This is a genomic window from Pseudomonas sp. AGC41 (genome assembly GCF_057334555.1).
Genome location: NZ_JBHFJB010000148.1, coordinates 67,408 through 76,670, shown reverse-complemented (window position 1 = coordinate 76,670; position 9,263 = coordinate 67,408). Strand labels below are relative to the sequence as shown.

Sequence of the window (9,263 nt, the reverse complement as noted above, 5' to 3'; positions counted from 1 at the left end):
CAGCCCAGCGGGAGCAAGCTCCCTCGCCACAAAAGCTCCAAGCTCCAAGCTTCAGGGCTCAGGGCTCAGGGCTCAGGGTTCAAGGTTCAGGATTCAGGGCTTGATGTTTTTCAACTCGTTGAGCAAACCCAGCAGTTGCTGCATTTTTTCTTCGCCGAACTGTTCCTCGATCCGCCGGTAGTTGCTTTCCATACCTTCGCTCATGGACACGAAACACTGCTGGCCGCGCTCGGTCAGGCCAACGAAAACCCGACGCTGGTCCTGGCTGGATTTCTGCCGCCGCACCAGCCCGTCGCGCTCCAGGCGAGTGAGCACGCCGGTCATGCTGGGCTTGAGGATGCAGGCCTGATGGGCGAGTTGATGGCTCTCCAACTCACCCTGCTGGTGCAGAATGCGGATCACCCGCCACTGCTGTTCCGTAAGATCATGCTGGTTCAACGCCGGACGAAAAAAAGCCATCGCCGCTTCGCGGGCTTGCAGCAGGGTCAGCGTCAGTGAGGGTCTCGGGTTGGCCATGTTCTAACTGTATGGATGGGCGAGTCGGCAGCTTAGTGTCGCCGGCAGGCTGCCGCAAGCGCCTCGCTTCTGTGGCGAGGGCGCTTGCTCCCGCTGGGCCGCGAAGCGACCCCCAGACCATTCAACCCGGCGGTCCAGGAAGAATCGATGGCAGGCTTTACGACTGCTGCGCAGCCGAGCAGGAGCAAGCTCCCTCGCCACGGGTTAGTCGACCTATTTGAACAACAGGCCCGACTGCCGTTGCCGATACTCCCCCGGTGTCAGCCTGGCGTAACGCTGGAAAAACCGGCTGAAATACGCGGGGTCCTTGAAGCCGAGCTGGTAGCAGATTTCATTGGCCGAGCTGCCGGTGAACAGCAGCAGCCGCTTGGCCTCCTGCATCAGGCGCTCCATGATCAAACGCTTGGAAGGCAAGTCGGCAATGCGTCGACACACGTCGTTGAGGCGCGCCTCGGTCACGCCAATGTCCGCGGCATAACGCGACAGGGGCCAGTGCTGGAAATAATGCGCTTCGATCAATTCATTAAAACGGTGGAAGATCTTCAGGTCTTCATGCCGCGCCGGCCTGGCTTCCAGGGAGTTGGAGCACAGCCGCAGCAGGCTGATCATGATCAGCCGCGTCAAGCCGTCCAGCGCCGCGCTGCGCCCCGGCCGCCCGGCTGTCACCTCTTCGCTCAATTCCTCGAACAGGCAGTCCAGCCGCCGCACCTCCCCCGTCTGCTCCGGCCCCAATTGCGCCAGCGCGACACAGGACGCCGGCATCTGCACGCCCGCCGGCGCCAGGCTCGGATCGGCCTCGATCAATTGCCACACCAGTTGCTGACGCACCGTCAGCACGTGTCCGTCGCTGTCGGCTTCGGTAACAAAAGCGTGGGGAATGGTCGGCGGCGTAAGAAAAAACATCGGCCCTGACTCGACGTACTGCCGATCATCCAGATACACCCGCACGGTGCCGCTCTTGACGTAGTGCACCTGGAAGAACCGGTCATGCCGATGGACCGGCATGTTGCGCCCAAAAAAGCCGGCCAGGTTGGCGAGCCGGTCGTAATGCACTTCGGCATCGCTGTAGCGCTGGTCGTACACCTGACCAATGTTGATGTTCGGAATCGGCTGCCGGTCGCTCATCACGCATCACTCGTTTTTATTCTGCTTCAGGCCACTGCCTGCGCTCATGCTGCGCCGAAATCGGCAAGGCAACCAGTGCCAGAAGATTCTGCCACGCTTGACGATAGTTAACATCTTAATTATAACTGTTAACACATTAACAATATCCGCAGAGCACAGGTCTCTGCCACCCAGGAGACAAGCATGAGCCGTGCCCTGCATGACGTCGCGACCGGCACCCTGTTCGGGGTCGCGCTGAACTACCAGGGGCTGCTGAAGCAGCGCCTCGCCGAGTTCGAGCAAGCGCCTTACCAGAAGCCGCCGCTCAAGCCTGTGCTGTTCATCAAGACGCCGAACACCCGTAATCAGCACGAAGCCGAGGTGATTCATCCAGGCCAGGGCGAGCGCCTGCAGCCCGGGCCAGCGTTGGGTGTGGTGATGGGCAAGTCCGCCAGTCGCGTCAGCGCCGACGAGGCGCTGGACTATGTGGCCGGCTACACCGTGGTCAATGAATTCAGCCTGCCGGAAGACAGCTACTACCGCCCCGCCGTCAAGGCCAAGTGCCGGGATGGCTTTTGCACCATCGGTCCCGACCTGGTGCCCAGCGCCAACGTGGCCGACCCCCACAGCCTGACGATCACGCTGTACGTCAACGGCGAGGTTCGCCAGCAGAACAACACGGCCAATTTCGTTCGCGACATCCCCCGCTTGATCGCCGAGATCAGCGAGTTCATGACCCTGCATGCCGGCGATGTATTGATCACCGGCACGCCCGAGGGCCGGGTCGATGTACTGCCCGGCGATCGCGTCGAAGTGGACATCAGCGGCATCGGCCGACTCGTCAATACCATCGTGGCCGAGGAAACAGGAGCCGCCTCATGAAACGCGCACGCATTCACTTTGAAGGCCAGGTCCACGCCGTCACGGTCGAGAACCATAACGCCGTGCGCCTGGCTGACGGTCGCCTACTGGCCGAAAACCAGGTGCAGTGGCTGCCTCCGGCCACCGGCAGCATGTTCGCCCTGGGCCTGAACTATGCCGATCACGCTGCGGAGCTGGCGTTCAAGCCGCCGACCGAACCACTGGCCTTCATCAAATCCCCCGGCACCTATACCGGCCACAACCAGATCACCTGGCGCCCCGACAACGTTGCCTACATGCACTACGAGTGCGAGCTGGTGGCGGTCATCGGCAAGCCGGCGCGCAACGTCAAGCGTGAGGACGCCCTGGACTACCTGGCCGGCTACACCGTCTGCAACGACTATGCGATCCGCGACTACCTGGAAAACTACTACCGCCCCAACCTGCGGGTGAAGAACCGTGACGCCACGACACCGGTCGGCCCATACATCGTCGACGTTGCCGATGTTGCCGACCCCGGCAACCTGACCTTGCGCACCTGGATCAATGGCGAGTTGCGCCAGCAAGGCAGCACCAAGGACATGATTTTCGATATTCCCTACCTCATCGAATACCTGTCCAGCTTCATGACCCTGCAACCCGGCGACATGATCGCCACCGGCACGCCCGAAGGCCTGGCCGATGTGGTGCCGGGCGATGAAGTGGTCGTGGAAGTGGAAGGCGTCGGTCGCCTGGTCAACACAATCGTCAGCGAAGCCGAGTTCTTCGCGTCCCGGAAAGAGGCTTGAGCAGCATGATCAAACACTGGATCGATGGCCGTGAGGTCGAGAGCAAAGACGTCTTCGTCAACTACAACCCCGCCACCGGCGAGGCCATTGGCGAAGTCGCCAGCGGCGGCGCCGAGGAAGTCGCCCAGGCTGTCGCGGCGGCCAAGGCTGCGTTTCCGAAATGGGCCAACACCCCGGCGAAAGAACGGGCCCGGCTGATGCGCAAGCTCGGCGAGCTGATCGAACAGAACGTGCCGAAACTGGCCGAACTGGAAACCCTCGATACTGGCTTGCCGATCCACCAGACCAGGAACGTGCTGATCCCAAGGGCTTCTCACAACTTCGATTTCTTCGCCGAAGTCTGCACCCGAATGGACGGTCACACCTACCCGGTCGACGACCAGATGCTCAACTACACCCTGTACCAGCCGGTGGGTGTCTGCGCCTTGGTTTCGCCGTGGAACGTGCCGTTCATGACCGCGACCTGGAAGACCGCGCCGTGCCTGGCACTGGGCAATACCGCCGTGCTGAAAATGTCCGAGCTGTCGCCGCTGACCGCCAACGAACTCGGGCGCCTGGCCGTCGAGGCCGGCATCCCCAACGGGGTGCTCAACGTGATCCAGGGCTACGGCGCCACGGCTGGCGATGCGTTGGTGCGTCACCCGGATGTGCGGGCGATTTCTTTCACCGGCGGCACCGCCACCGGCAAGAAAATCATGCAGACCGCGGGCCTGAAAAAGTACTCGATGGAACTGGGCGGCAAGTCACCGGTACTGATTTTCGAGGACGCCGATCTTGACCGTGCCCTCGACGCGGCACTGTTCACCATCTTCTCGTTGAACGGCGAGCGCTGCACCGCCGGCAGCCGGATCTTCATCCAGGAAAGTGTCTACCCGCAGTTCGTAGCCGAGTTCGCCGCCCGCGCCAGACGCCTGATCGTCGGCGACCCGCAGGACCCCAAGACCCAGGTCGGCTCGATGATCACCCAGGCCCATTACGACAAGGTCACCGGCTACATCAGGATCGGTCTCGAAGAAGGCGCCACCCTGCTCGCCGGAGGCCTGGAGCGTCCGGCCAACCTGCCGGCGCATCTGAGTCGCGGCCAGTTCATCCAGCCGACGGTGTTCGCCGACGTGAACAACAACATGCGCATCGCCCAGGAAGAAATCTTCGGCCCGGTGGTATGCCTGATCCCGTTCAAGGACGAGGCCGAAGCCTTGCGGTTGGCCAACGCTACCGAATATGGCCTGGCGTCCTATATCTGGACCCAGGACATCGGCAAGGCCCATCGCCTGGCTCATGGCATCGAGGCCGGCATGGTGTTCATCAACAGCCAGAACGTGCGCGACCTGCGCCAGCCTTTTGGTGGCGTAAAGGGTTCCGGAACCGGCCGCGAAGGCGGACAGTACAGCTTCGAAGTCTTCGCCGAGATCAAGAACGTGTGCATTTCCATGGGCAGCCATCATATTCCGCGCTGGGGGGTGTAGCCCAAGCCTCCTTGGCGACGATGGCCCCGTGGCGAGGGAGCTTGCTCCCGCTCGATTGCGCAGCGATCGCAAAAAAATGGGGCCGCTGCGCCCGAAGCGTCGGACCGTCCCAGCGGGAGCAAGCTCCCTCGCCACGAGAGCTCATCGGCCAAGACCTGTTTCAGCGTTTTGAAGATCAACAAAAACAACATTTCAGGAGAATCATCATGGGCGAAGTCGTCCTGGCTGCGAAGATCTGCCACGTTCCCTCGATGTACCTGTCCGAGCTGCCCGGCAAGCATCACGGCTGCCGCGCGGCGGCGATTGCAGGGCACAAGGAGATCGGCCGTCGCGCCCGTGAACTCGGCGCCGATACCGCGGTGGTGTTCGACGTGCACTGGCTGGTCAACAGCGCTTATCACGTCAACAGCGGTGCGCATTTCAAAGGCATCTACACCAGCAACGAACTGCCGCACTTCATCAAGAACATGGAGTACGAATACCCGGGTTGCCCGGAGCTGGGCGAGTTGATCGCCGCCGAAGCCAATGCCGCCGATATCAGGACGCTGGCCCACAACATCCCCAGCCTCGAGCTGGAATACGGCACCTTGGTGCCGATGCGCTACATGCACATGGATGTACCGGCGGAGCAGAAATTCAACGTGGTGTCGATTGCCGCCTGGTGCGCCTGGCACCGCCTGCAGGACAGCTTCGCCTTCGGCGCCGCCGTGCGCCGGGCCATCGAGAAGAGCGACCGCAAGGTCCTGGTCCTGGCCTCCGGCTCGCTGTCCCACCGTTTCTCCGACGATCGCAACGCCGAAGCCAACATTCACAACTGGACGCGGGAATTCGACAAGCAGGTCGATCTGCACGTCGTCAAATTGTGGCGCGAAGGCCGCTGGAAAGAATTCTGCGCCATGCTCCCGGACTACGCCGAACACTGCTTCGGCGAAGGCAAGATGCACGACACGGCGATGTTGCTGGGGCTGCTCGGCAGGCCGGACTACGCCAAACCCGCCGAAATCATCACCGAGCCCTTCGGCAGCTCCGGCACCGGCCAGATCAACGCGATTTTTCCAGTCTGAACAACAGCCGCAAGCTCAAGCTGATCGACCCAACTTGCCGCTTGCCGCTTACAACTCGAAGCTGCCGACGCAGGAGGCCTCCATGCCCCATTTCATCGCCGAGTACACCGACAACATCGAGCAGCAGGCCGACCTGCCCGGCCTGTTTGAAAAGGTCCACCTCTTGCTGGGCGACAGCGGTGTGTTTCCCTTGGGCGGCATCCGCAGCCGTGGCGTGCGCCTGGACACCTGGCGCATGGCCGACGGCAAGCACGATTACGCCTTTGTCCATATGACGCTCAAGGTCGGCCATGGTCGCGACCTGGCTACCCGGCAAAAGGTCGCGGAAAAACTCTTCGAACTGATCACTATGCACTTCGCCGACTTGCAGGCCCAACGCCTGCTGGCGCTGTCGTTCGAGATGACCGAGTTGCACGAGCAACTCAATTTCAAGGCCAACAACGTCCACGCCTTTCTCAAGGGCCAGCCCAGCTAGCCCGTCCGTCCCATCGGCCTCTCAGACAAAAAGTACAAGATCATGAGCACAGCCAATACTGCCGACACCGGCGGCACCCTCGCGCACGACCGCACCCATGCCAGCATTACCTGGCGGCTGATGCCGCTGTTGCTGGTCTGCTACCTCTTTGCCCACCTGGACCGCATCAACATCGGCTTCGCCAAGATGCAGATGAGCGCCGACCTGCAGTTCAGCGACACGGTCTATGGCTTCGGCGCCGGCCTGTTCTTCATCGCCTATGCGCTGTTCGGCGTGCCGAGCAACATGGCCCTGGACCGGGTCGGCCCGCGTCGCTGGATTGCCACGCTGATGGTGGTCTGGGGCGTGTTGTCGACCGGCATGTTCCTCATCGAAAGCGCCAGCGGGTTCTACGTGTTGCGCTTCTTGCTGGGCGTAGCCGAGGCCGGGTTTTTCCCGGGCATCCTGGTCTTTCTCAACCGCTGGTACCCGGCGCGGCGCCGGGCCCAGGTCACGGCGCTGTTTGCCATTGCGGTGCCGATGGCGGGGGTGATTGGCGGGCCGTTATCGGGCGGCATACTCGAACATTTCCATGACTTCGGCGGCCTGCGCGGCTGGCAATGGATGTTCATCATCGAAGGCTTGCCGGTGATCCTGCTCGGCCTGGTGGTGCTCAAGTGCCTGCCCGACAGCTTCGAGACGGTCAACTGGCTCAGCGCCGACGCCAAGCAGCAACTGCGCGAGCAACTGAGCCACGAAGAACAGGGCAAATCCATCACCTCGTTCTCGGCCATTCTCGGCAACCCACAGGTCTGGCTGCTGGTGGCGGTGTATTTCGCGGTGATGCTGGCGGTCAACACCCTGGCGTTCTGGATGCCCACCTTGATCCATGGCGCCGGCATCGGCAGCGATGGCAAGGTCGGGCTGCTCAGCGCCGTGCCTTACCTGGCCGGCTGTTTCTTCATGATCGGTTGCGGACGCTCGTCCGATCACCACCGGGAACGCCGCTGGCACCTGTGCGTGCCGCTGTTGATGGCGGCGGCCGGCATTGCCATCGCCGGGCTTGCGCCGGCCAATCCGACCCTGGTGCTGGGCGGCCTGATCCTCGCCGGCATGGGCGCCAGCGCCGCGTTACCGATGTTCTGGCAACTGCCACCGGCATTCCTGTCCAACAGCACCCAGGCTGCCGGCATCGCGCTGATCAGCTCCTTCGGCAGCATCGCTTCGTTCTTCGCGCCCTACCTGATCGGTTGGATGCGCGACACCACCCAGAGCGCCAGCCTGGCCCTTTACGTCCTGGCATTGCTCATCGCCCTGGGTGGCCTGTTGGTGCTGCGCACCCGGGCAGCCATCGTCAATCCACAATAGAGACCCTTGCCATGCTCGACCAAAGCCTCATCCAGCAAGCCGCCGCGCGCCTTGACCAAGCCGAACGCTCCCGGGAACAGGTGCGGCAATTTTCCCTCGACCATCCAGGCATCACCATCGATGACGCCTACGCCATCCAACGCGCCTGGGTCGCGCAGAAAATCAACGACGGGCGCAAGCTGGTCGGCCACAAGATCGGCCTGACTTCCCGCGCGATGCAGGTCTCGTCGAATATCACCGAACCGGACTATGGCGCGCTGCTGGACGACATGTTTTTCGATGAAGGCAGCGACATTCCGTTCGAGCGCTTCATCGTGCCGCGCGTGGAAGTCGAGCTGGCGTTCATTCTCGGCAAGCCGCTCAAAGGCCCGAACGTGACGCTGTTCGACGTGCTTGATGCCACCGAATGGGTGATCCCGGCGCTGGAAATCATCGATGCGCGTGTCCAGCAGATCGACCCGCAGACCAAGGTCACGCGCAAGGTCTTCGATACCATTTCCGATAACGCCGCCAATGCCGGCGTGGTCATGGGCGGCCGTGCCGTGCGGCCCACCGAGATCGACCTGCGCAAAGTGCCGGCGGTGCTCTATCGCAACGGTGTGATCGAGGAGTCCGGCGTTTCAGCGGCGGTGCTCAATCACCCGGCCAAGGGCGTGGCCTGGCTGGCGAACAAACTGGCGGCCTACGACGTCACGCTGCAGCCGGGCCAGATCATCCTGGGTGGCTCTTTCACCCGCCCGGTGGCGGCCAATCCGGGCGATACCTTCCATGTCGACTACGACATGCTCGGCTCCATCGCCTGCCGTTTCGTCTGACCGGAGACTTCTCATGGACATGCCCGTCAATACCTTCAAGCAACGCCTGCGCAGTGGTGAAGTACAAATCGGCCTGTGGCTGGGCCTGGCCGACGCCTACTGCGCGGAGCTGGCGGCCAACGCCGGATTCGATTGGTTGCTGATCGATGGTGAACACGCGCCCAACGATCTGCGCACCCTGCTCGGCCAGCTCCAGGCCATCGCGCCCTACCCCGGCCAACCGGTGATTCGCCCGGTGATCGGCGACACGGCGCTGATCAAGCAACTGCTCGATATCGGCGCGCAAACGCTGTTGGTGCCGATGGTCGAAAGCGCCGCCCAAGCCAGCGAACTGGTGCGCGCCATGCATTACCCGCCCCACGGTGTACGCGGCGTCGGCAGCGCGCTGGCCCGGGCCTCGCGCTGGAACAGCATTGCCGGCTACCTCGACCACGCCGATGAGCAGATGTGCCTGCTGGTGCAGATCGAAAGCTGCGAGGGACTCGCCAACCTGGACGCCATCGCCGCCGTCGAGGGCGTCGACGGGGTGTTCATCGGCCCGGCGGACTTGAGCGCATCGATGGGCCATCGCGGCAATCCCGGCCACCGGCAAGTGCAAGCCGCCATCGAGGACGCCATCGCGCGCATTCGCCAGGCGGGCAAAGCGGCCGGGATTCTCAGCGCCGATGAGAAACTCGCCCGCCGCTACATCGAACTCGGCGCAGCGTTTGTCGCCGTGGGCGTGGACACGACGGTGCTGACGCGCGGGTTACAGACCTTGGCGGCGACGTTCAAGAACACTCCAAAACCATCGACCGGCGGTGTCTACTGACTCACCGTCACCATTT

At 62.7% G+C, this 9,263-nt stretch carries 10 protein-coding genes; 8 read left to right on the top strand and 2 right to left on the bottom strand.

The window, feature by feature from the left end; genetic code table 11:
- Positions 1-93 precede the first annotated feature (93 nt).
- Both hpaR and hpaA read right to left on the bottom strand, forming a co-directional pair.
- Positions 94-516: a homoprotocatechuate degradation operon regulator HpaR gene (gene hpaR, locus ACE04F_RS24600; RefSeq protein WP_305500516.1), complete on the bottom strand. Its 423-nt coding sequence runs from the start codon at positions 514-516 to the stop codon at positions 94-96.
- 213 nt (positions 517-729) lie between these two features.
- Positions 730-1,641 (bottom strand): 4-hydroxyphenylacetate catabolism regulatory protein HpaA, encoded by a 912-nt coding sequence (gene hpaA, locus ACE04F_RS24595; RefSeq protein WP_486110298.1) that lies wholly within the window; start codon positions 1,639-1,641, stop codon positions 730-732.
- A 183-nt stretch (positions 1,642-1,824) separates the two neighbouring features.
- On the opposite strand from hpaA, the gene ACE04F_RS24590 reads away from it, so the two are divergent.
- The 8 genes from ACE04F_RS24590 (at position 1,825) to hpaI (ending at position 9,247) form a co-directional block, all read left to right on the top strand.
- Positions 1,825-2,502 carry a fumarylacetoacetate hydrolase family protein gene (locus ACE04F_RS24590; protein ID WP_486110297.1) on the top strand — a complete coding sequence of 226 codons (678 nt, stop codon included), beginning with the start codon at positions 1,825-1,827 and terminating at the stop codon, positions 2,500-2,502.
- The gene (locus ACE04F_RS24585) at positions 2,499-3,269 is read left to right on the top strand and encodes a fumarylacetoacetate hydrolase family protein (RefSeq protein WP_486110296.1); all 771 of its coding nucleotides are present in this window, start codon (positions 2,499-2,501) and stop codon (positions 3,267-3,269) included. The genes ACE04F_RS24590 and ACE04F_RS24585 overlap by 4 nt, the downstream gene beginning before the upstream one ends.
- 5 nt (positions 3,270-3,274) lie before the next feature.
- Positions 3,275-4,735: a 5-carboxymethyl-2-hydroxymuconate semialdehyde dehydrogenase gene (hpaE, locus tag ACE04F_RS24580; RefSeq protein WP_434601046.1), complete on the top strand. Its 1,461-nt coding sequence runs from the start codon at positions 3,275-3,277 to the stop codon at positions 4,733-4,735.
- 206 nt (positions 4,736-4,941) lie between these two features.
- On the top strand, positions 4,942-5,799 hold the full coding sequence (hpaD, locus tag ACE04F_RS24575; protein ID WP_486110295.1) for a 3,4-dihydroxyphenylacetate 2,3-dioxygenase: 858 nt from the start codon (positions 4,942-4,944) through the stop codon (positions 5,797-5,799).
- An 82-nt stretch (positions 5,800-5,881) separates the two neighbouring features.
- A complete protein-coding gene (locus ACE04F_RS24570; RefSeq protein ID WP_486110294.1) occupies positions 5,882-6,274 on the top strand; it encodes a tautomerase family protein in 393 nt (130 codons plus the stop codon).
- A gap of 42 nt (positions 6,275-6,316) precedes the next feature.
- Positions 6,317-7,621: an MFS transporter gene (locus ACE04F_RS24565; protein ID WP_486110293.1), complete on the top strand. Its 1,305-nt coding sequence runs from the start codon at positions 6,317-6,319 to the stop codon at positions 7,619-7,621.
- 11 nt (positions 7,622-7,632) lie between these two features.
- Positions 7,633-8,436, top strand: coding sequence for a 2-oxo-hept-4-ene-1,7-dioate hydratase (gene hpaH / locus ACE04F_RS24560; protein WP_486110292.1), 804 nt, complete (start codon positions 7,633-7,635; stop codon positions 8,434-8,436).
- Between the two features lie 13 nt (positions 8,437-8,449).
- Positions 8,450-9,247: a 4-hydroxy-2-oxoheptanedioate aldolase gene (gene hpaI, locus ACE04F_RS24555; protein ID WP_486110291.1), complete on the top strand. Its 798-nt coding sequence runs from the start codon at positions 8,450-8,452 to the stop codon at positions 9,245-9,247.
- The last annotated feature ends 16 nt before the right edge of the window (positions 9,248-9,263 follow it).

What these genes read in the sequence shown, in the direction of transcription:
- hpaR (WP_305500516.1), bottom strand. Translation starts at nt 516, where the DNA reads ATGGCCAACCCGAGACCCTCACTGACGCTGACCCTGCTGCAAGCCCGC.
- hpaA (WP_486110298.1), bottom strand. Translation starts at nt 1,641, where the DNA reads ATGAGCGACCGGCAGCCGATTCCGAACATCAACATTGGTCAGGTGTAC.
- ACE04F_RS24590 (WP_486110297.1), top strand. Translation starts at nt 1,825, where the DNA reads ATGAGCCGTGCCCTGCATGACGTCGCGACCGGCACCCTGTTCGGGGTC.
- ACE04F_RS24585 (WP_486110296.1), top strand. Translation starts at nt 2,499, where the DNA reads ATGAAACGCGCACGCATTCACTTTGAAGGCCAGGTCCACGCCGTCACG.
- hpaE (WP_434601046.1), top strand. Translation starts at nt 3,275, where the DNA reads ATGATCAAACACTGGATCGATGGCCGTGAGGTCGAGAGCAAAGACGTC.
- hpaD (WP_486110295.1), top strand. Translation starts at nt 4,942, where the DNA reads ATGGGCGAAGTCGTCCTGGCTGCGAAGATCTGCCACGTTCCCTCGATG.
- ACE04F_RS24570 (WP_486110294.1), top strand. Translation starts at nt 5,882, where the DNA reads ATGCCCCATTTCATCGCCGAGTACACCGACAACATCGAGCAGCAGGCC.
- ACE04F_RS24565 (WP_486110293.1), top strand. Translation starts at nt 6,317, where the DNA reads ATGAGCACAGCCAATACTGCCGACACCGGCGGCACCCTCGCGCACGAC.
- hpaH (WP_486110292.1), top strand. Translation starts at nt 7,633, where the DNA reads ATGCTCGACCAAAGCCTCATCCAGCAAGCCGCCGCGCGCCTTGACCAA.
- hpaI (WP_486110291.1), top strand. Translation starts at nt 8,450, where the DNA reads ATGGACATGCCCGTCAATACCTTCAAGCAACGCCTGCGCAGTGGTGAA.